We start from the raw sequence: 20838 nt of genomic DNA, 5'->3' as shown, positions 1-20838 counted from the left end.
TGGGCCTCGGCGGGCCACAGCGCGGCCGTTAACGAAGATGAAACCATGATTTCCCCGCTTCCCGGCCCGGCGCGCACAGCCGCCACGGGCCGCCGGCATCCGGGGCCGGGTCAAAAAAGTTCCGATATGGGACGATTAAAGCCCCCGAAGCGGGCCTAATTTTGCGGGCATGGGGGCATTTTTGGGGCGGATCGGGGGAATCCGGGCGGCGTTACCCGTTGGCCAAAAGAGCAGCGAGATCAACGATGACACGCTGATCAGGGCGACCGGTTAAATACATAAGACCTACAAAGATGATCGGGCCACCGCACAGAATGAGCGACCAGCCTAACAAGGCTGCGGTCGACCATGTTTCGAAGGGCCTGGGCGAAAACACCAATTCCCGACCATTACTCTCGATCAACCGGTGCTCATGATCTTCGAACAGGCGAACGACCGACGCATCGGTTGGCCGCTGATCCTGCATTAACTTGGCGAGGCCAAGCTGAGCGGCCTTGTAATTCCGATCGGCCTTGCGCCTGTAGATGACACCAAATGCGATGCCGAGGACAGAAGACACGACAATCGGCCCGAATAAGTAAATGTAGAACCCCATCCGGGCCCCCTCTTCGCCTTCGTACATCGTATCGTAGGTAGAGTAATTAGGACCAGACGGCCTGTAAGCCGGGTTCTGTCCCCGGGCGCCTCGCGGCGGCCCGATGGACGGCCATTCATCTGGGACGGACGTCGCCGCCCGCCTCGCGCAACCTACCCGAAGGACGATGCGGAAACGCATCCGCGGTCCGAAGCCGCCGGCCCTTCCTATTCGGTTTTGCTCCCGGTGGGGTTTACCGTGCCGTCCTTGTTGCCAAGGACGCGGTGCGCTCTTACCGCACCCTTTCACCCTTACCCGGCTCGAAAGCCGGGCGGTTTGCTTTCTGTGGCACTTTCCCTAGGCTCGCGCCCGCCGGGGGTTACCCGGCACCGTGTTTCCGTGGAGCCCGGACTTTCCTCCCCTTGCAGCTTTCGCCGTAGCAAGAGGCAGCCGTCCAGCCGTCTGGTCCGGGGGCGTTATAGCCTATTTGCGGTCAGGAAACAGCGTCCTCGTCCCGGCGCAGGACCTCGACCAGCCCCAGAATGCGCCGCGCCGTCTCGGGGTCGATGCGCCCCGTCACCCGGTCCGGGCGGAAATGGCGCTGAAAGGCCTTCAAGGCTGCATTGAAGTCCGTGACGTCGTAGCCGATTTCCCGAAGCGCATCGGCCAGCACGGGCCGGTCCATCATCAGATTGTCCGCTTCGCCCGGCCACAGGCCGATGCCCTTCCCGGCCAGCCGTTGCCACGGGAACAGTTCACCCGGGTCGGTCTTGCGCGTGGGCGCCACGTCGGAATGGCCGACCACGTTGCGGGCCGGAATGGGATGGCGGGTGAGGACGCCGAAACACACGGCCTCAAGCTCCCTGATCTGCGCCTCGGGGAACTCGCGGTAGCCCCATTCGTGGCCCGGGTTGACCAGTTCGATCCCGATGGACCGCGCGTTGATATCCGTGCGGCCGCGCCAATGGGCGACGCCCGCGTGCCAGGCGCGCATTTTCTCGTCCACCAGGCGGTGGACCGTGCCGTCCTCGTCGATCAGGTAATGGGCCGAGACCTCGGCCTTGGGGTCTTTCAGGCGGTCGAGCGCCGCCGCCGCCGTTTCCATGCCGGTGTAGTGCAGCACCAGCATGTCCACGGTGAAACCCGGGCCGCGCTCGTCGCAGTTCGGGCTGGGGTCGATGACGATCTCGGGCATGGAAATTCCCCCCATGGGATTGGAAAGGCCCGCGCCAATTATACCCTAAAGCCCGCGTTCCTTCTTGACCTGATCGTAGGCCGCGTTGATGGCCGCCATCTTGTCGTTGGCGAGGTCGATGAATTCCTGGGGCATGCCGTCGGCCATCAGCTTGTCCGGGTGGTTCTCGCGGATCAGCTGGCGGTAGGCCTTTTTGATGTCGGCGTCCGAATCCGTGCGCTTCACGCCCAGAATTTCGTAAGGGTCGGCCTTCTTGGGCTCGTTCAGGTGCATGGCCTTCAGGCGCTCGAACCCCTGGGGCGTGAAGCCGAAGATCAGGGACGTGCGGCGCAGGAACTCCATCTCGCCGGGATGCACGGCGCCGTCGGCCTTGGCGATGTGGAACAGGGCCGCGAGCAATTCTTCCAGCACCGCCGGCTCGCGCGCGAACATCATGGCGATCTGTTCGGCATAGGGCTCGTAGCCGGTGGCGTCCTTGCGCGCCTCGTTGAACAGCTTGCCGACGGCGGCCTCGTCCTCGGGCGGGACATGGAACATGCGGCGGAAGGCGAGGATTTCGTCCTTCGACACCGCCCCGTCCGATTTCGCCATCTTGGCGGCCAGCACGATGACGGCCTGGGTGAAGGCGACCTGACGGGCTTCGTTCTGTGCGTCGGCGCCGGCATGGCCGCCGGACAGAAGGGCCTCTTCCTCGGCCTTTTTCTGATCGTACATATGGCCCGCGATGCCGCCGATGAGCGCACCCAGCGGGCCGCCCATGGCGAACCCGGCAACCCCGCCGACGACTTTACCCCAGATGCTCATGGTCGATTGACTTCCCCCGCCCTTGGCGGCTTGTTGACGGCGCCGGCGGCGCATTTCCTCGGGCCGCAATTTAGGATGGTCCGAGCCGTCCCGCCAGGGGCAGTTTGACGGCGAGATCCTTGGGGTCAATGCCGAAGGTCAGGCCCAGAATATTGATCTCGACCCCCTCCTCGACCCCGGCCATCACGCCCAGCAGCCCGAACAGGGACAACTGATAACCGGTGCCGCTCGGCGTTTTGGCGGCGAAACCGCCACCCGGAAGATAGTCCTTGCCGATCGCCGTGGGCGGCAGGTCAAGGGCCAGTTCCGGCACGGCGCGGGCGACATGGGCGGTGAAGGTGTTGGAATTGGGCCCAGGCCAGACCGTATAGGTCCTGGCATGGGGATAGGCGCGGGCGGCGGCGTCGATGCGCGCGATCATGTCGTCGACGCCCGCCCCCCGCTTGTCCGCGAGGATTTCCGGCTCGGCCCCGAACCAACGCTGGTCCGGCGCCTTTTCCGTGATGACCAGGGCCGATCCGCCATGGCGCGCGCGCCAGCCGATGATCTCGTAGACCGTGAACGCCGCCGCGTCGGTCGGCTTGGCCGCGATCCAGGTATGGACGCCGAAGATGCCGCGCCAGGAAAAGGCGCGCGCCGCATAGACCTGAACGATCGCTTCCCGGGTCACCGCCGGGTCGGGCGCGATGCCCGTGGGCTCCCGGCTGGCCGTGCGCCAATCCGCCATGACCGTGTGCTTTCCAATGCCGGCGGCCGCGCCGACGACCAGAAGCACAAACAGCCCCTTCGCCACGGTCCGCAATGTTTTGGTTTTCAACATGATGATCCAGATAAATCCAACGCCTTACTACTTAGGCAGGCAGCAGCCGTTTCGCCAGTTGCCGCCATACCGCGGGCATAAGATAGATGGGGAACTGGCCGACCACGAAGTAAAGCATGGTATCCGGGTCGATGGCCGGCAGCAAAACCGCGATCAGGATGGCGAGGTTGCGGTTACCGGACGCGAAGGACGCCGACAGCACCTTGACCCGGTCCCAGTCGCGGCCCAGCACGCGCCCGACCGCCACGAAGACCCCCGCCCCGGCAAGCTGAAGGCCCGCATAGACGGCGAAGCTGAGGATCGTGACGAAAATCACGTGGTCCGGATTGTCGCGGAACGCCTGCGGCACGCCCGCCATCAGACCGGCGGCGAAACCGACCAGCAAAATCACCGATATCCCGTGCAGGGGCTGGCGCCAGCCGTCGATCCGCGCGCGGCCGAGAACCCGCTGCGCGATCACCGCGGCGGCGAAGGTCGAAGCGACCAGCGCCGCCAGCCGCCCCATGAGATCGAGCGTCGACAGGGGAATATCCACCAGGGCCGACGAGACCACGGGCAAGGTCAGCGGCACCAGGAAGGTTTCGGCGATCAGCACCAGCAGCAGGAACGCGCCGTCGAGCCCGATGACCATCCCGACGGCGGGCGTGGACATCAGCGGGCAGCTGGCCGCCGTCAACACCATGGCCGCGATCAGGCCCGGCGACAGTCCCGTATCCTTGACCAGCAGCCAGGTGACGATCGGTGTTACCGCCAGCATCCAGACCAACGTGATGCCCAAAAGGAACGGCCGGCGGATATGGCCCCTCACGTCGGCCCAGTCGATATGGACCATGGACACGAACATCAGGACCCAGACCATTTCCGTCAGCCAGGGTTGCAGATGCACCGTCACGCCGGGGAAAGCCAGGCCGGAAAACACGCCCACGGCCATCATGGTGGTGGCGTGGCGGCCGAGAAAAGCGAGGCCGGAGACGATCAAGGCGGCGGGGTTCATTGGATCGGTCCTGAGGTGGAGCGGGCGGCATCCGGGCACTTGCGCGGAAATCGATTATGGGGCAAACCCAGATGTATACAATCCGATCAAGAAATCCCAATCCCCAAGGAGCATCCATGGCCGAACAGGTTGATACGGTAGTCATCGGCGCGGGCGTCGTGGGCCTGGCCTGCGCGCGCACCCTGGCCCAGGCCGGGCGCGACGTCATCCTGCTGGAAAAGGCCGACGATATCGGCACCGGCACCAGTTCCCGCAATTCCGAGGTCATCCACGGCGGCATCTATTATCCCAAGGATTCGCTGAAGGCGCTGTGCTGTGTCGAGGGCAAGCAAATGCTCTACGAATATTGCGCAAGCCACGGGGTCGAGCACAACCGGATCGGCAAAATCATCGTCGCCATCACCGAGGACGAGGTTTCCAAGCTGGAGGAACTGAAGGCCAAGGGCGAGGCCAACGGCGTTCACGACCTGACCTGGCTGGACGCCAGGCAGATGAAGGAGATGGAGCCCAACGTGACGGCGGCGGCGGGCCTGCTGTCGCCCTCCACCGGCATCGTTGAAAGCCACGGCTACATGCTGTCGTTGCAGGGCGAACTGGAAGACCGGGGCGGCATGATCGCCTTCAACACCCCGGTGGAAGGCGGCGAGGTGCTGGCCGACGGGCGCATCCGCATCCGCGCCGGCGGTGACGCCCCCATGGAACTGGACTGTTCCCTGGTGGTCAACGCGGGCGGGCTTTACGCCCAGCACATCGCCCGCGCCATCGACGGCATCCCGGCGGACAGCATCCCCGGAATTTTCTACGCCAAGGGCCACTATTTCACCATCGCCGGCAAAAGCCCCTTCAACCACCTGATCTATCCGGCCCCCGTGCCGGGCGGGCTCGGCACCCATTCGACCCTCGATCTCGGCGGCGGCACCAAGTTCGGGCCCGACGTGGAATGGCTCGACGTCACCCATCCGGACCAGATCGACTACAAGGTGGACGAAAGCCGGGTCGACAGCTTCTACACCGCCATCCGCCGTTACTGGCCGGGGCTGGCCGACGGCGCGCTGTCACCGGGTTACACCGGCGTACGGCCCAAGTTGACCAACAGCAACGACAAATACGCCGCCGACTTCGTCATCCAGGGCGCGGACGTACACGGGCTGGCCAATTACGTCGGCCTTTACGGCATCGAAAGCCCGGGGCTGACCTCGTCACTCGCGATCGCCAAACGGGTCACGGCGCTGGTTCCGTCCTAGCCGCCGACAGGCGCGCCGCGGTTATTCCGCGGCGACGCCCTGGCCGAAGACCTGCGTGAACCGTTCGGTATAGCGGCCCCAGACCTCCGGGTTCTTCAGGCGCGGCGGCTTTTCACCGCGCAGGATCGCGACCCATTGCTCGGCCGCCGCCTTCGCCATGTTGTAGTTGCACTCATAAGTGACGCCCGCGTTGTGGGGCGACAGCAGCACGTTATCGAATTCGACAAATCGGTTGTCGGCATTGCCCGTGGGTTCGATCTCGAACACGTCGAGCCCGGCCCCCTGGATACGTTTTTCACGCAGCGCCGCGACCAGCGCGTCCTCGTTGGCGATACCACCCCGCGCCGTGGTGATGAAATAAGCCGTGGGCTTCATGAACGCGAAAGCGCGGGCATCGACCATGCCGCGGGTCTCGGCGTTCAGCGGACAGTTGATGGACACGATGTCGGCTTCCCGGAACAGGGTTTCGAAATCGACCTTTTCCGCCCCGCGTTCGGCAAAATCGGCGTCGCTGATATAAGGGTCATAGGCAATCGCCTTGGCGCCGAACACCTTCACATAGCCCGCGACCAGCCGGCCGATGTTGCCCAGGCCGACGATGCCCACCGTCTTGCCGGTCAACTCCGAGCCGATGAAGTTCTGACGATCGATCCTCGGGTTGGCGCGGATCGCCTTGTCGGTCTGCGCGATCTGCTTGGACAGCGTCAGCGCCAGACCCAGCACATGCTGCGCCACAGACACCGAATTGGCGCCCGAATTGTTGACCACCATGATGCCCAGATCGTTGCACGCATCGACGTCGATCATATCGTAACCAGCCCCGGTCGAGGACACGGCCAGAAGATTGGGGCAGCGTTCCAGGAACGCCCGGTTCGGATACCAGGCTTTCGGGGTTTCGTTGGTCGGCATGAACTGAATGCCGTGGACTTGGGCAAGAAGGTTCCAATTGTGGTCGGCATCGTCTTCGAAGGCGATGCGCTGAGGCGTGATCTCCGGCGCGGCGGCCAGGATGTCCATGGCGATGGGATCGACGAATTTGTTGAAGTAGGCGAGAGTGCGCGACATGGGGAGGGATGTCCTCTGGGCTTGTGTTTTTGCTTGTGAGGCTGTTCTATCCGGTCTGTCATAAAGCCGACAAGAAAAACCGGGGCCTACGGGGGCTTGAGAGGACCGGCGACCGACCACATGGCGGACCAAACACAATCATCGGGCTGGCACGTCTGGATCGACCGGGGCGGCACCTTCACGGATCTGGTCGCGCGGGCACCGGACGGGCGGCTGGTCACCCATAAGCTGCTGTCGGAAAACCCGGACCAGTACGAAGACGCGGCCCTGCAGGGCATCCGCGACATCCTGGGTCTGGCCGCCGGGGAAGCGATCCCCCGGGATGCGGTCAGCATCGTCAAGATGGGCACCACCGTGGCCACCAATGCGCTGCTGGAGCGCAAGGGCGACCGCACGGTGTTGGCCATCACCGACGGCTTCAGCGACGCGCTGCGCATCGGTTATCAGGCCCGCCCGAACATCTTCGCCCGCCATATCGAACTGCCGGAAATGCTCTATGAACGCGTGGTCGAGGTCGGCGAGCGCCTGAACGCCCAGGGCGAGGTTCTGACACCGCTTGACGAAAACCGCCTTCGCGCCGGGTTGCAGGACGCCTTCGACGCCGGCATCCGCGCCGCCGCCATCGTGTTCATGCACGGCTACCGCTATCCGGACCACGAACGCCGCGCCGCCCGGATCGCCCGCGACATCGGCTTCACCCAGGTCTCCGTCAGCCACCAGGTCAGCCCCCTGATGAAACTGGTCAGCCGCGGCGACACCACGGTGGTCGACGCCTATCTGTCGCCGATCCTGCGCCGCTATGTCGACCGGGTGGCGGCGGACCTGGGCGACACGCCGCTTCAGTTCATGCAGTCCAACGGCGGACTGACCGACGCGCGCCTGTTCCAGGGCAAGGATTCGATCCTGTCCGGCCCCGCCGGCGGCGTGGTTGGGATGGTCGAGACGGCGCGCATGGCGGGCTTCGCCAAGGTCATCGGCTTCGACATGGGCGGCACCTCCACGGACGTGTCGCACTATGACGGAGAGTACGAGCGCACCTTCGAGACCCTGGTCGCGGGCGTGCGCATGCGGGCCCCGATGATGAACATCCACACGGTCGCCGCCGGCGGCGGATCGATCCTGCATTTCGACGGGGCCAGATACCGGGTCGGTCCCGACAGCGCCGGCGCCGATCCGGGCCCGGCGTGCTACCGCCGGGGCGGGCCGCTGACCGTCACCGACTGCAACGTCATGCTGGGCAAGGTGCAGCCCCAATACTTCCCCGCCGTGTTCGGCCCCGACGCCGATCAGCCGCTGGACGACCGCGCCGTGCGCCGCAAGTTTGAGGACATGGCCCAGACCATCCACGAACAGACCGGCGACGACCGCGCGCCGGAAGAGGTCGCCGAGGGCTTCCTCAAGATCGCCGTTGAAAACATGGCCAACGCCATCAAGAAGATTTCCGTGCAGCGCGGCCACGACGTGACCGGCTACGTGCTCAACTGCTTCGGCGGCGCGGCGGGGCAGCATGCCTGCCTGGTCGCCGACGCGCTCGGCATGAACACGGTGTTCCTGCATCCCTTCGCGGGCGTTCTGTCGGCCTACGGCATGGGGCTGGCCGACGTGCGGGCGATCCGCGAGAAGGCGGTGGAGGCGCCGCTGGCCGCCGGTCTGACCGCGCCCCTGATGGAACTCATCGAAGGGCTGGAAAAGGAGGCCCGCGCCGAGATCGACGGCCAGGGCATCGCCAAGGACAACATCGAAACCTTCCGCCGCGCCCATCTTCGCTACAAGGGCACGGACACGGCCCTGATCGTGCCCTTCGGCGACCGCAACAAGATGATCGACGAGTTCGAGACCCTGCACCGCCAACGCTACGGCTTCACCGCCCCCGGCCGCGGGCACATCATCGAGGCCGTGTCGGTCGAGGTCGTCGGCCGCGCCGGCATGGCGGAAGACCCGGACATCGCCGACATCCCCGGCGTGGCGGCCCTGCGCCCCATGACCCTGGTGCCCATGACCTCGGGCGGCAGAACGTACGAGACGCCCGTCTATAGGACCGAGGCGCTGCTGCCGGGCGACCGTCTGGCCGGACCCACGATCCTGGTCGAGAACACCTCGACCATCGTGGTCGAGCCGGGTTGGGCCGCGGAGATGACCCGCAAGGGTCACCTGATCCTGACCCGCGCCGAGCCGCGCCCGGAAGTCCACGCCATCGGCACCCAGGCCGATCCGGTGATGCTGGAAATCTTCAACAACCTGTTCATGTCGATCGCCGAACAGATGGGCACGACCCTGGCCAACACCAGCTATTCCGTGAACATCAAGGAACGGCTCGATTTCTCCTGCGCCGTGTTCGACCGCAAGGGCGAATTGATCGCCAACGCGCCGCATATCCCGGTGCATCTGGGGTCCATGGGCGAAAGCATCCGCGCCGTGATGCGGGACAACGCAGGCCGGATAAAACCCGGCAACGTCTATGCCCTGAACGCCCCCTACAACGGCGGCACCCACCTGCCGGACGTCACGGTCATCACGCCCGTGTTCGACGACAAGGGCGAGGACATCCTGTTCTACGTCGGCTCGCGCGGCCATCACGCCGACATCGGCGGCATCACGCCCGGCTCCATGCCGCCTGACTCGAAGACGGTCGAGGAAGAAGGTGTTTTGATCGACAACTTCCTGCTGGTCGATCAGGGCAATCTGCGCGAGGACGCCCTGCGTGAATTGCTGTGCGGCGGCCCCTACCCCGTGCGGAATTTTGATCAAAATTTGGCTGATCTGGCGGCCCAGATCGCGGCCAACGAAAAGGGTGCGCAGGAACTGCGCAAGATGGTCGATCACTTCGGCCTGAAAACGGTCTGGGCCTATATGGACCATGTCCAGGACAACGCCGAGGAAAGCGTGCGCCGGGTGCTCGACGTGCTGACCGACGGGCAGTTCACCTGCGAGATGGACAACGGCGCCGTGATCGACGTGAAGATCAAGGTCAACCATAAGAAGCGCGAGGCGACCTTGGATTTCTCGGGCTCGTCCGCGCAGCTGGACAGCAACTTCAACGCGCCCACCGCCGTCTGCCACGCGGCGGTGCTCTACACCTTCCGCACGCTGATCGACGACGACATTCCCCTCAACGCCGGCTGCCTGAAGCCGCTCAAGCTGGTGATCCCCAAGAAATCCATGCTGTCGCCCGAATATCCCGCCGCCGTGGTCGCGGGCAACGTGGAAACCAGCATGATCGTCACCGACGCGCTGTTCGGCGCCCTGGGGGCCCTCGCCTCCAGCCAGGGGACCTGCAACAACTTCACCTTCGGCAACGACCGCCATCAGTACTACGAAACCATCTGCGGCGGGTCCGGCGCGGGGCCTGATTTCGACGGCACGAACGCGGTGCACACCCACATGACCAATACCCGCCTGACCGACCCGGAAGTCCTGGAATGGCGCTTCCCGGTCATGGTCGAGCGCTTCGCGATCCGCCGGGGCTCGGGCGGCGCCGGGGCCCACCGGGGCGGCGACGGCGTGGTGCGGCGCATCCGCTTCCTCGAGGACATGACGGCGGCGATCCTGTCCAGCCATCGCCGCGTGCCGCCCCACGGGATCGACGGCGGCGGCCCCGGCGCGGTCGGCCGCAACGCCGTGGAACGGGCCGGCGGCGGGGTGGAGGAGCTGACCGGCACGGACCGCCGCGAGCTGAAACCCGGCGACGTGTTCATCATCGAAACGCCGGGCGGCGGCGGTTTCGGCGCGGCTTAGGTCGGGTCTCGGCATCCTCTCTGCCCCGCACACCTCGCTTCACCCTTCGTGCATTTTTGTAATTGAGAATCATTCTCAAAATTACTATGTTGCTCGACCAATGCCCGGTGGGACGGACGTCATCTGCCAAGGCGGACAAGGACAGCCATGAACGAGTCGCTGCTACTGCGCGCCTATCATGAACACGAATGGGAATTGCTGCGCTTCCTCGGCCGGCGGCTGGGATCCCGTTCACTTGCGTCTGACATCGCTCATGACCTTTATGTAAAGCTTCTGCGCGCCGACGATGAACCGCCCGTGCACAATCGGCGCGCCTATTTGTTCACCATGGCCGCCAATCTGGCGACGGACCATGTTCGGGTCGAGAAACGGCGGGGCGAGATTTTGACCGAGTCCGACGGCGCCGTCTGGCGCCAGACCGAGGATTTGACTCCCGAACGCCATGCGCTCGCCCGGGCCGAACTGACCCATATGGAGGCCGCGATTGCCTCCCTTCCCGATCGCTGCCGCCGGGTGTTCCTTTTGGCCCGCTTCGACGACCTTTCTCAACCTCAGATCGCGGCGGAACTGGGGATCGGCGTGACCACGGTCTACAAAGACCTGAAAACCGCTCTTAACACCCTGATCGAAGCCCGCCGCCGGTTCCACGATGACCTGACCGGATGATGGGTGCCTTGAGCACCGATCCACGTTCCTCTACTCGTCTTATAGGAAAGGACAGGTCCGGCAACCGGACCGGCCACCAATGAAGGCCCCGACAGAAGCGACATGACAGACCGACGCCCTCTGCCCCCTTCGTCCGCGCCGATAAATGATGGCGTCGATGACGCGGCACATGATTGGTTCTTGCGCTTGCGTGAGGACGGCGTGACGGAGGCTGACCGCCAAGCCTTCGACGCATGGTTGGCCGTCGCCCCCCGGCACCGCCTGGCCTATGACGAGGTCGCCGCGCTATGGCGTGAACTGGCCCCTCTCGATCCCGCCCTTTCTCCACCCCAGGCCGGATGGCATTCGCCGCGCTCGGCAAACGACAACCGAACCCGGCATCGAGTTCTGGGCAGCCTGATCGCCGCCTGCCTGGCGTTGTTCATGGTGGGTGCGGCCTGGGACCTGCCATTACGCCTGCGGGCCGACCGCATTACCGCCGCAGGTGAGCAGGCAGAGGTAACCCTATCCGACGGCACCGTCGCCTTCCTGAATACGGATACAGCCATCGCTGTCGATTTCAGCGGACCCGACCGCCGGGTGACCCTGCTGAAGGGCGAGGCCTTTTTCCAGGTTGCCAAGAACCCCGCCCGCCCCTTCGATGTGGAAGCGGTGGGCGGCCGCGCGCGGGCCGTCGGCACGGCCTATGCCGTGCGTGACATGGACGACAGCGCCCGGGTCACGGTGACCGAGGGCACGGTGCGCGTCACGTCACCGATGCGCGATGGAGCGCACGGTGAAGTCATCCTCACCCCCGGTGAGCGGGTATCCTACCGCCGCGGCGGCGCGCCGGGGACGGTCCAACGCATACACGGCGGCGAGACGAGTGCGTTGGCTTGGCGGCGCGGCGTGATCGTCCTCGACGGCGCGCCATTGGATCAGGCCTTTGCCGAGATCGACCGCTATCTGCCGGGGCGCATCCTTTTGCTGGCCGACGCGGCGAAACTGCAGCCCGTGACCGCGCGGCTGGCCATCACATCGCTGGACGGCGGGATCCGCGCGTTGGCCGCCACCCATGGGCTGAAGGTGACGCAGGTGACGCGCTATCTGATGATCATCCGCTGATCCGCACCCGCACGGGCCGGGTACGGGATTACACGCGCACAAAAAATCTGCGAAACCGGCACCGGGTTCCATATCTCCACTCGTCAACCTCATGAGGAAGTCAAGCAAGTGCGACTTAATCGCATTTGTTAAAAACCATTAATGAATTGTCTTTTGGGGAAATACGATGACGAACCTGACCAATTTTATGGTGCGCAATAAAACAGCCGCCTTTGCGGCACTGCTTCTGGCGACGACGGCACTGTCCTCCCCGCCGGCCAACGCGGCGACAGGGAAAAATCACCTCTTGTCCCCTGCGGTGGACTTGGCGCAAGTCACCAAGGTCACGGCGTTCGCCATCCCCGCCCAACCCCTGGCCCAGGCGCTGGCGCGCTATTCGGACGTCACCGGCGTTTCCTTCGCCTACAAGACCGGCGACTTCTCCGGCATTCAATCGCCCGGCGTCACCGGCTCCCTTACGCCGTCCGACGCGTTGACGCGCCTGTTGTCCGGCACCGGCATCATCTTCGAATTCACCGGCGAACGCACGGTCGCACTCAGCCGCTCCGACACCGCCAGCCGGCTGACGCTCGGCACCGTTTCCGTCGAAGGGCGGCGCGAAAGCGCCTTCGGTCCAGTGCCGGGGCTGATCGCGGGGCGCAGTGCGTCCGGCACCAAGACGGACACGCCGATCGCCGAGGTGCCGCAATCCATTTCCGTCGTCGGCGCGACACAGATGGAACGGCAGAAGACACAGACCCTGGGGGAAGCCCTGCGCTACACCCCCGGCATCCTGAAGGCCCAAGGGTTCAACCGCACGGATGACGGCTTCTACATGCGCGGCTTCCAGGGAAGTTCGGAGTCCATGTACGTGGACGGCCTGCGCGGGACGACCAACGTCTACGATTCGATGGCGGAGCCTTACCTGCTGGAACGGGTCGAGGTCCTGCGCGGTCCGGCCTCGGTGCTGTACGGGCAGGCATCTCCCGGTGGCGTCATCAACATGGTCACCAAGAAGCCGACGGCGGACCCGATCAACGAGGTGGTGGCCGACGGCGGCTTCTTCGCCCGCAAGCAGGTGTCCGCCGACCACGGCGGCCGGCTCGACGCCGAGGGGCGCCTGACCTACCGCATCACCGCGCTGGTCCGCGACAGCGACACAATGGTTGACTACATCCCCGACGACAAGGTCGTGGCCGCGCCGTCGCTGACCTGGCGACCCGACGACGACACATCATTGACCGTACAGGCCGTCTACCAGAAGGTCTCGACCATGTACTACTACGGGTTTCCCGAGGTCGGCACGATCAAACCCAACGAAAACGGCCGGATCGACCGCAGCCGTTTCATCGGCGAACCGGACTTCAACAAGTTCGAGCGCGAGGTTTTCAGTGGCGGGTACGAACTCGAACATCGCGTCACCGACCGGGTGAAGCTGAAGCAGAATTTCCGCTATTCGGACTTCGACAACGAGTATGCGGACATCTATTACAGCAGCTATCAAACCGGCAACCAGTCGGTTACACGCGCGCCCTACGCCCGGAACGATCATTCCCGGACCTTGACGATCGACAACCAGGCTCACGCCGAAATTTCCACAGGCCCACTCGAGCACACCCTGGTCGGCGGCTTCGACTATACCCACGGCACCTTCCGACGGGTGCAGTACAACGGCACGGTCGGCGCCCTGAACCTCTACAACCCCTCCTATGGATCGGCGGTCACCCTCAACACCACCACGGCGACCGATTCCTTCCAGACGATCGACCAGGTTGGCTTCTACCTGCAGGACCAGATGGCGATCGGCGATCATTGGCGGCTGCTGCTGGGCGGCCGCAACGACCGCGCCAAGACCGCAACGGAAAACTACCGCACAGGGGCGACGACAACGACGACGCAATCGGCCTTCACCGGCCGGGTCGGCGCCGTCTACCTGTTCGACAACGGTCTGTCCCCCTATGCCAGCTACACGGAATCCTTCCAGCCGCAGACCGGCACCGACGCCAGCAGCAAGGCTTTCGACCCGACAACCGGCCAGCAGTACGAGATGGGGATCAAGTTCCAGCCGAAGGGCACCGATGCCTTGGTGACCCTGTCAGCCTATGAACTGACGCGCCAGAACGTCCTGACCACCGACCCAGACAACAGCGGCTTCCAGGTCCAGACGGGGGAAATCCGGTCACGCGGCATCGAGATCGAGGCGAAGGCCAACCTGACGCCGGACGTCACCCTGCTGGCTGGCTACGCCTATACCCAGGCCAAGGTGACGAAGAGCAACGGTACCGACCTCGGCAACCGGCCGACCAACACCCCCTATCATCAGGCATCCATGTGGGGCGAATATGCGCCGCAGGCAGGCATGCTGAAAGGCCTCGTCATCGGCGGTGGTGTCCGTTTCGTCGGCAACACGGTGAACTTGAGCAGCACGGCGGTGGTCCCCTACTACTTCGTCGCCGATGCCATGGTATCCTATGAGGTCGGCGACCTGAAAATGGCGCTCAACGTCAGCAACATTCTCGATAACACCTATATCGCCGCCTGCACCTACGGCTGCTTCTACGGTGATGCCCGCACGGTGACCGGATCCTTGACCTATCGCTGGTGACGGCGGAACGGCCGGCGCCCCTTAACGAGCCTTTAACCCTGAAATCCTATAAGGGCGGCTGCGAGTCGCCCCGGGCTGGGCCGGCGGGTTTGACCGCCACCGGGCCAAGGGCATAGACTCGCCGGGATGACGCCAGGAAAGGGAGTTTCACCGCGTGCGCAGACGGCCGATTGCCGGAACGACGATTGCTGGGTGGCTGCTGGCGGCGGCATTTTGCGCCCCCCAGGCCGCGCGCGCGGCCCCGCTTGAGATCGAACTTGCCCGCCTGATCACCAACCATCCCAATATCCTGGCCGCCGAGAACACTCTGGAAAGCAACCGCCAAGGCATCGACGTCGCCAAGGCCAAACGCCTGCCGACCCTGAGCATGACCGGCGACGCGGGGCGCGAATTCATCGACAGCCCGTCGACGCGCGCGTCCGGCGCCAAAAGCGTCGAGAACAAGAACGTCGCCACCTTCACCCTGTCGCAGAACCTGTTCGACGGCTATGCGACGCGGACGGCCATCCATATCGCCGAACTGAACGAGCATCTGGCCCGCATCACGCTGGAGGGTACACGGCAGAACACCCTGTTCCAGGGCGTGCGCGCCTATATCACGGTGCTGCGCCAGATGCGCCTGCTCGGCATCACCATCGAAAGCGAAGGCCGCATTCAACGCCAGCTCAACCTGGAAGACGAACGCGTGCGCCGCGGATCGGGGATCGCCGTTGACGTGCTGCAGGCCAAATCGCGCCTACAGGTCGCCAAGGAACGGCGCGTCGGCTTCGAGGGTCAATTGCGCGACGCCATGTCGCGCTATCAGCAGGTATTCGGCTTCCCCCCCAATCTGGAAGACATGTACGACCCGCGCCCGCCGGTCAATGCCGTACCCAGCGAGCTTGACCGGGCACTTGCCATCGCGCTGGTCGAAAACCCCGCCGTCCGCGAGGCCGGCACCAGCATCGACATCACCCGCCAGCGCGAGGTCGAGGCCAAATCCGGGCTGTATCCGACCATCGACCTGGAGGGCGAGTTCAACATGGAACAGAACAACGGCGGCGTGCTCGGCACCCGGCGCGATTACACCATCGGATTCCAGGCCGATTGGGAACTGTTTTCCGGCTTTTCGACCCGCTCATCGACCCTGCGCGCCGCCTATGACACAGCCGCCAACCGCAACAAGCTACAGGCCGCCGCGCGCACGGTGGAAGAGCAGGTTCGCCTGGCCTGGCAGGCCCTGGAAACGGCCCGCGAACGCGTGATCCTTCTGGAAAACGCGGTCAACATCGCGTCGGAAGTGGCGCAGAGCCGGCGCAAACTGCGCGCCGCCGGTAAGGAAACGGTGATCAACGTGTTGGACGCCGAAAACGAGGTCAACAACGCGCAGATCAACTTCACCACCGCGTCCTACGACGAAAAGACCGCCGCCTATCAACTTCTCCTCGCCCTCGGCCGCCTTGATCCCTTGAGCCTGAACCTCGTGGTGCAGTAAACCTTAGATCAGGCCGACGTGGATACCCCTGGACGGCCGGCACAACGGAGTTGCCCCGCCATGGAAGGTTCCCTGTTTTCCCGTGACCGGCTGGTCACCCTCGACGCCGTCCGCGCCGCGCGCGCCAACATGCCCCACGCCATCCGGCGCACGCCCATCGTGCCCGTGGCCAGGGATAGCGCGGAAGTGGGGCGCGAAACCCTGTTCCTGAAGTGCGAGAATTTGCAGGTCACGGGCGCGTTCAAGGTACGCGCCGTGTTCAACGTGATGCATTATCTGACCCCCGAACAGAAGGCCAAGGGAGTCGTTCTGGCCTCCTCCGGCAACTTCGCCCAGGGTTTCGCCTTCGCCGGCAAGACACTGGGCGTTCCCATCACCGTCGTGATGCTGGACGCGACCAGCCCCTACAAGATCCAGGGTACGGAAGGCTATGGCGCCGAGGTCTATCTGTGCGGCACGGATGCCCTCGCCCGCCAGCCCACGGTCGAGCGCCTGGCGCTTGAGCGCGGCATGACCGCCATCGACACCTGGGAAGACCCGCCGATCATCGCCGGTCACGGCACCATCGGCTTCGAGATCATGGAACAATGCCCCGACGCCCAGCAGGTCCTGGTCCCCGTGTCGTCCGGCGGGGTTGCCGGCGGCATCGCGGCGGCGGTCAAGCTGATCAATCCGAACGTGAAGGTCGTGGGTATCCAGCCGGAAGGCGCCAACGCGGCCTATGTGTCGCGCCAGGCGGGTACGCCCACGGCCATCGATTATTGGGACAGCATCGCCGACGGGCTGAGTGCCCGGCGCCCCGGCGAATATCCGTTCATGCATCTGGAAGCGTTTCTCGACGACATCGTGCTGGTCTCGGAACAGGACATCGCCCGCGCCTTCAAGACCATCCTGACCCGTACCAAGATGCTGGGCGAGCCGGCCGGCGTCACGGCGGCGGCCGGGTTCCTGTCGGGCAAGGTCGATACGTCACTGAAGACCGTGGCCGCGCTGACGGGCGGAAATTTGACCCAGGAAACGGTGCTCAAGCTTCTCGACATGGCCGCCGACTGAATCGGCTGTATGGGGCCGGGCTTAGGTCTTTTCCCCGGGCACCGGCGGCTCGACGCCGCCGGGCCCATCCTTGCGTTCCTGGCCCGGCGGGTTCTTGCGCCGGATGATGATGTCGCCGTTGGGCAGAACCTCGGGCATCTCGTACTGAGGAATGGTCATGATGAACAACTCGAAGGCGCGCAGAATCTTCTTCGTCCCCTCCTCCAGCAGCATTTCCGGATCCGTCGGCTGGGATTGCGCCTGGGCGGCGGCCATGGGGGCGGCCGCCAGCATCAATGCAAGGGCGGCGGCCGAACCACGGCGAAGGGTCGATGACGTAACGGATGGCATGGTAGTGGCTCTCCTGTGGCGGGCCCCCTGTGGTCCCCAAATCTGTGACGGGTTCAACCGTCCTTGTTCAGAAAGACGGAGGACGCCGCGAATGCGTCCAATTCCTGCGCCGTGGCCCCCCGCAGGGTATCCAGGCGGTCCAACTCCCGGCACACGGCGTCGCGCTTTTCGGCAAGCGCCTTGAAATGCAGATCGCAGCCGGCGACCTGGGGCGGATAATCGCGAAGTTCCTGAAAGATCGGCCGCTTGGCCGCCCGCAGACGGTCCTGCAATTCCTGCCAACGTGGGCTCGGCATGGCCGCATCTTCGGTGCGATGGGTGGCTTTGAGATTGCGCATGGCAATATCTCCGCGGGCGATGGTCCTTCACATATGGCCGGCAACCACCATGCCCGCAAGTCCGGTGGACGGTTTATCCCGGCCCCTGGGCGATGTCTTCCAGCCCGTCACGGGACAGGATTTCGACCGCCCCGCCCCGCTCTGCGCCGATCACCCCGGCGTTGCGCAGCTTGGTGAACGACCGGCTGACCGTTTCCACGGTCAGACCCAGATAGTCGGCGATATCGGCGCGGCGCATGTTCAGGCGCAGCGACCCGTCGTCGTTGACGCAATCGTGGGCCTTGTCCATCAGAGTCAGCAGGAAGACCGCGATGCGTTCCTCGGCGGTCAGACGGCCGAGCGACAGCATCTGCCCCTGGGCGGTGGTGATTTCGCCCTGCAGTTTCAGGATCACCGCCTTGGCCAGCGACGGATAGCGGTCGACCAGTTCCACGATGCGCGCGCGCGGAAAGGCGCAGACGGTCGCCGCCGTCAGGGCCTCGGCCGTGACGGGATAATCGAGGCTGTCGGGCAGACCGATCAGGTCGCCCGAGAAGTAGAACCCGGTGACCTGGCAGCGTCCGTCGGCGAGAAGCTTGTATTGCTTGAACAGGCCCGAGGTGACGGTAAAAACATCGCCCGCCGGGTCGGCTTCCCGGAACAGGGTCTGACCGGCCGCCAGCTTGCGGCGGCTTACGTGTTGCGCGAGATGGGAAAGTTCATCCGTCTTCAGACCGGCACACATGGCCAAATGGCGGGCGACGCAACTGGCGCACTCCTGCGGCAGATGGTCGTGTTCCCGGGCGGCGTCACACAGGCCGACTACCTTGGCGCTAACTAATGCCATTGATCCTTACCCAAGGCTGCTTCCGGCGGGGACAAACCCATTTCCCCCCGCCGGAGTGTATTATAGAGCAGCCCGGGGTTCACGCAATTCCAGATCGTGTTCCCCCGCGATTCGCGCTTATTCGGCCGCCTGGTTCGCGGTCTGCACGATGACGCCCGCGTGCTGGGTGACCATCACCTTGTTCAGCAGCTTGACGCAGGAATAGACCGCGAAGGTATGCGGACAAGGTGTTTCCGTCAGCTTGGCCAGTTCCAGGACGGCGCCGATCAGGGCTTCGGTTTCGAGCGAGCGGCCCGCCTCGACATCCTGCAACATGGAGGTCTTGTGGGCGCCGACGCTTTCGGCCCCGTCGATGCGTTTTTCGATGGTGTGGCGGAAGGTAATGCCGAGCTTTTCCGCGACGATCTGGGCTTCCTCCATCATCTTCTGGGCCAGAAGCCGGGTTTCCGGGAACTGGCAGATGTCGACCAGGGTCGCGTGGGTCAGCGCGCTGATAGGATTGAAGCTGAGGTTGCCCCAGGCCTTGAGCCAGATTTCCGAGCGGATGTCCTCGAGCACGCGGGAACGGAATCCGGCTCCTTCGAGCAGCTCTTTCAGGCCTTCCACCCGCGGGCTGATCGATCCGTCCAACTCGCCGATGGGGAAGCGGTCGCCTTCGACGTGCTTGATGACGCCCGGCTCGGTCACGGCGGCGGCAGGATAGACGACACAGCCGATGATACGGTCACCGTCGATGTGCTTGGTCAACACGCCGTCGGGGTCCAGACTTTCCAGCTGCTTGCCGTTGTGCGGGCCGCCGTGGTTGTGGAAATACCACCACGGAATGCCGTTCTGCACGGTCATGATCATGGTGTTGGGACCCATGAGCGCACCCATGTCCTTGGCCACCAGTTCCAGATAGTGGGCCTTGAGCCCCAGGATGACCAGGTCCTGTTCACCCGCATCGGCGCATTTTTCAAACGCCTTCACCTGGGCGACATGTTCCGATCCGTCTTCCCAGATCAGTTTCAACCCGTTCTGACGGATCGCCTGAAGGTGCGGTCCCATATCGATGACACTGACGTCGTTTCCGGCCAAGGCCAGTTTGGCGCCCATGAGGCCGCCGATGGCGCCGGCGCCGATCACGCATACTCGCATGATGTTCTCCCTGCTTTTCTCTGTTTCCCTGCGGCGGGCACGTCACGCGCCCGCACGGTGTTCCCTGCGTCGGATCCGGTTGCGAAGCGGACCCGTCCGGTGCTGGTGGTCTAGTTATCGAAAGTGTTGCTTAGCGTGCCGATTCCATCAATGACAATCTCCACCGTGTTGGACGGCTCCTTCATGGTGCCGACGCCGACATTGGTGCCGCAGGCGATGACGTCACCCGGCTCCAGCGTCACATCGTGGGAAATTTCACTGATCAACTTGGCCGGTGTGCGCAGCATGTCCGAAACCGGATAGTTCTGCCGTTCAGCACCGTTGAGGATCGTCTTCACGGTCAGCTTCATCGGGTCCAGACCCGTGGCGACGACCGGCCCCATCGGGCCGAAGGTGTCGAAGCTCTTGCAACGGGTCCATTGGGCGAAGGTTTCGTCCCGCTTCAGGATGTCGATGGCCGTGACGTCGTTGACGCAGGTATAGCCGAACACGTAGCCGAGCGCGTCCGCTTCCGACACGTTCTTGGCACGGCGGCCGATGACGATGCCCAGTTCGCCTTCGTAAACGACCTTGCCGTCATAGCTGGCGGGCCGTTCGATGGCCGCACCCGTGCCGATGACCGAATTGTTGGTCTTGATGAACCACAGCGGTTCTTCCGGGCGCACGCCGTTCATTTTCTCGCGCATGGTGTTGTAGTTGTTCCAAAGGGCGACGATCTTGCCCGGCCGCACCGGCGCCAAAACCGTGACGTCCGCCAGATTAACGGTCTCGCCGGTCGCCTTCGCACCTTGGAACATGTCTCCGGAATGCACGCTGATGACATCGCCGTCGAGCGTGCCGAAACCTTCCGCACCCTGGCGTGCGTACCTGATCCACAAAGTCATTCTTCTGTTTC

18 protein-coding genes and 1 other RNA gene are annotated in these 20838 nt (G+C 64.4%); 7 read left to right on the top strand and 12 right to left on the bottom strand.

Going from position 1 to position 20838, the window contains the following annotated elements; translation table 11 throughout:
- Nucleotides 1-211 precede the first annotated feature (211 nt).
- The 6 genes from RJ527_12070 to RJ527_12045 all read right to left on the bottom strand — a co-directional run bounded on the left by RJ527_12070 (nucleotide 212) and on the right by RJ527_12045 (nucleotide 4387).
- A complete protein-coding gene (locus RJ527_12070; GenBank protein WND74777.1) occupies nucleotides 212-595 on the bottom strand; it encodes a hypothetical protein in 384 nt (127 codons plus the stop codon).
- Nucleotides 596-643: 48 nt separating this feature from the next.
- Nucleotides 644-1040: RNase P RNA component class A (rnpB, locus tag RJ527_12065), an RNA gene on the bottom strand.
- A gap of 27 nt (nucleotides 1041-1067) precedes the next feature.
- Nucleotides 1068-1769: an N-acetylmuramoyl-L-alanine amidase gene (locus RJ527_12060; protein WND74776.1), complete on the bottom strand. Its 702-nt coding sequence runs from the start codon at nucleotides 1767-1769 to the stop codon at nucleotides 1068-1070.
- Between the two features lie 45 nt (nucleotides 1770-1814).
- Nucleotides 1815-2573: a TerB family tellurite resistance protein gene (locus RJ527_12055; protein WND74775.1), complete on the bottom strand. Its 759-nt coding sequence runs from the start codon at nucleotides 2571-2573 to the stop codon at nucleotides 1815-1817.
- Nucleotides 2574-2643: 70 nt separating this feature from the next.
- Nucleotides 2644-3393 carry a DUF3750 domain-containing protein gene (locus tag RJ527_12050; protein ID WND74774.1) on the bottom strand — a complete coding sequence of 250 codons (750 nt, stop codon included), beginning with the start codon at nucleotides 3391-3393 and terminating at the stop codon, nucleotides 2644-2646.
- A gap of 31 nt (nucleotides 3394-3424) precedes the next feature.
- On the bottom strand, nucleotides 3425-4387 hold the full coding sequence (locus RJ527_12045) for a hypothetical protein (GenBank protein ID WND74773.1): 963 nt from the start codon (nucleotides 4385-4387) through the stop codon (nucleotides 3425-3427).
- Nucleotides 4388-4503: 116 nt separating this feature from the next.
- Here RJ527_12045 and RJ527_12040 point away from each other — a divergent pair, with 116 nt between their 5' ends.
- Nucleotides 4504-5631, top strand: coding sequence for an NAD(P)/FAD-dependent oxidoreductase (locus tag RJ527_12040; GenBank protein ID WND74772.1), 1128 nt, complete (start codon nucleotides 4504-4506; stop codon nucleotides 5629-5631).
- A 21-nt stretch (nucleotides 5632-5652) separates the two neighbouring features.
- Here the strand turns inward: RJ527_12040 and RJ527_12035 are convergent, their stop codons facing one another.
- The gene (locus tag RJ527_12035; GenBank protein WND74771.1) at nucleotides 5653-6696 is read right to left on the bottom strand and encodes a hydroxyacid dehydrogenase; all 1044 of its coding nucleotides are present in this window, start codon (nucleotides 6694-6696) and stop codon (nucleotides 5653-5655) included.
- 120 nt (nucleotides 6697-6816) lie between these two features.
- On the opposite strand from RJ527_12035, the gene RJ527_12030 reads away from it, so the two are divergent.
- The 6 genes from RJ527_12030 to RJ527_12005 all read left to right on the top strand — a co-directional run bounded on the left by RJ527_12030 (nucleotide 6817) and on the right by RJ527_12005 (nucleotide 17312).
- The gene (locus tag RJ527_12030; protein WND74770.1) at nucleotides 6817-10431 is read left to right on the top strand and encodes a hydantoinase B/oxoprolinase family protein; all 3615 of its coding nucleotides are present in this window, start codon (nucleotides 6817-6819) and stop codon (nucleotides 10429-10431) included.
- 147 nt (nucleotides 10432-10578) lie between these two features.
- Nucleotides 10579-11097 (top strand): RNA polymerase sigma factor, encoded by a 519-nt coding sequence (locus tag RJ527_12025; protein WND74769.1) that lies wholly within the window; start codon nucleotides 10579-10581, stop codon nucleotides 11095-11097.
- A 201-nt stretch (nucleotides 11098-11298) separates the two neighbouring features.
- Nucleotides 11299-12201, top strand: coding sequence for a FecR domain-containing protein (locus tag RJ527_12020; protein WND74768.1), 903 nt, complete (start codon nucleotides 11299-11301; stop codon nucleotides 12199-12201).
- Between the two features lie 286 nt (nucleotides 12202-12487).
- Nucleotides 12488-14785, top strand: a complete 2298-nt coding sequence (locus RJ527_12015) for a TonB-dependent siderophore receptor (GenBank protein ID WND74767.1) — start codon at nucleotides 12488-12490, stop codon at nucleotides 14783-14785.
- Nucleotides 14786-14939: 154 nt separating this feature from the next.
- On the top strand, nucleotides 14940-16259 hold the full coding sequence (locus tag RJ527_12010) for a TolC family outer membrane protein (protein WND74766.1): 1320 nt from the start codon (nucleotides 14940-14942) through the stop codon (nucleotides 16257-16259).
- Between the two features lie 60 nt (nucleotides 16260-16319).
- The gene (locus RJ527_12005) at nucleotides 16320-17312 is read left to right on the top strand and encodes a threonine/serine dehydratase (GenBank protein WND74765.1); all 993 of its coding nucleotides are present in this window, start codon (nucleotides 16320-16322) and stop codon (nucleotides 17310-17312) included.
- Nucleotides 17313-17333: 21 nt separating this feature from the next.
- On the opposite strand, the gene RJ527_12000 is transcribed toward RJ527_12005, so the two are convergent.
- The 5 genes from RJ527_12000 to RJ527_11980 form a co-directional block, all read right to left on the bottom strand.
- A complete protein-coding gene (locus RJ527_12000; protein ID WND74764.1) occupies nucleotides 17334-17642 on the bottom strand; it encodes a hypothetical protein in 309 nt (102 codons plus the stop codon).
- 53 nt (nucleotides 17643-17695) lie between these two features.
- On the bottom strand, nucleotides 17696-17980 hold the full coding sequence (locus tag RJ527_11995) for a hypothetical protein (GenBank protein WND74763.1): 285 nt from the start codon (nucleotides 17978-17980) through the stop codon (nucleotides 17696-17698).
- Nucleotides 17981-18053: 73 nt separating this feature from the next.
- A complete protein-coding gene (locus RJ527_11990) occupies nucleotides 18054-18806 on the bottom strand; it encodes a Crp/Fnr family transcriptional regulator (GenBank protein ID WND74762.1) in 753 nt (250 codons plus the stop codon).
- Nucleotides 18807-18923: 117 nt separating this feature from the next.
- A complete protein-coding gene (locus tag RJ527_11985) occupies nucleotides 18924-19943 on the bottom strand; it encodes a 2-dehydropantoate 2-reductase (GenBank protein ID WND74761.1) in 1020 nt (339 codons plus the stop codon).
- Between the two features lie 110 nt (nucleotides 19944-20053).
- Nucleotides 20054-20827, bottom strand: a complete 774-nt coding sequence (locus RJ527_11980; protein ID WND74760.1) for a fumarylacetoacetate hydrolase family protein — start codon at nucleotides 20825-20827, stop codon at nucleotides 20054-20056.
- Nucleotides 20828-20838 lie beyond the last annotated feature (11 nt).

The organism is Thalassospiraceae bacterium LMO-SO8, from assembly GCA_031655335.1.
Lineage (GTDB): Bacteria > Pseudomonadota > Alphaproteobacteria > Rhodospirillales > Casp-alpha2 > UBA1479.
This window is presented reverse-complemented; position numbering and strand designations above follow the sequence as displayed.

Excerpts from the sequence above, each read along its gene's own strand:
- RJ527_12030 (WND74770.1), top strand. The coding sequence starts at position 6,817 with ATGGCGGACCAAACACAATCATCGGGCTGGCACGTCTGGATCGACCGG.
- RJ527_11995 (WND74763.1), bottom strand. The coding sequence starts at position 17,980 with ATGCGCAATCTCAAAGCCACCCATCGCACCGAAGATGCGGCCATGCCG.
- RJ527_12060 (WND74776.1), bottom strand. The coding sequence starts at position 1,769 with ATGCCCGAGATCGTCATCGACCCCAGCCCGAACTGCGACGAGCGCGGC.
- RJ527_12040 (WND74772.1), top strand. The coding sequence starts at position 4,504 with ATGGCCGAACAGGTTGATACGGTAGTCATCGGCGCGGGCGTCGTGGGC.
- RJ527_12005 (WND74765.1), top strand. The coding sequence starts at position 16,320 with ATGGAAGGTTCCCTGTTTTCCCGTGACCGGCTGGTCACCCTCGACGCC.
- RJ527_11980 (WND74760.1), bottom strand. The coding sequence starts at position 20,827 with ATGACTTTGTGGATCAGGTACGCACGCCAGGGTGCGGAAGGTTTCGGC.
- RJ527_12035 (WND74771.1), bottom strand. The coding sequence starts at position 6,696 with ATGTCGCGCACTCTCGCCTACTTCAACAAATTCGTCGATCCCATCGCC.
- RJ527_12050 (WND74774.1), bottom strand. The coding sequence starts at position 3,393 with ATGTTGAAAACCAAAACATTGCGGACCGTGGCGAAGGGGCTGTTTGTG.
- RJ527_11985 (WND74761.1), bottom strand. The coding sequence starts at position 19,943 with ATGCGAGTATGCGTGATCGGCGCCGGCGCCATCGGCGGCCTCATGGGC.
- RJ527_12000 (WND74764.1), bottom strand. The coding sequence starts at position 17,642 with ATGCCATCCGTTACGTCATCGACCCTTCGCCGTGGTTCGGCCGCCGCC.
- RJ527_12055 (WND74775.1), bottom strand. The coding sequence starts at position 2,573 with ATGAGCATCTGGGGTAAAGTCGTCGGCGGGGTTGCCGGGTTCGCCATG.
- RJ527_12025 (WND74769.1), top strand. The coding sequence starts at position 10,579 with ATGAACGAGTCGCTGCTACTGCGCGCCTATCATGAACACGAATGGGAA.
- RJ527_12045 (WND74773.1), bottom strand. The coding sequence starts at position 4,387 with ATGAACCCCGCCGCCTTGATCGTCTCCGGCCTCGCTTTTCTCGGCCGC.
- RJ527_12070 (WND74777.1), bottom strand. The coding sequence starts at position 595 with ATGGGGTTCTACATTTACTTATTCGGGCCGATTGTCGTGTCTTCTGTC.
- RJ527_11990 (WND74762.1), bottom strand. The coding sequence starts at position 18,806 with ATGGCATTAGTTAGCGCCAAGGTAGTCGGCCTGTGTGACGCCGCCCGG.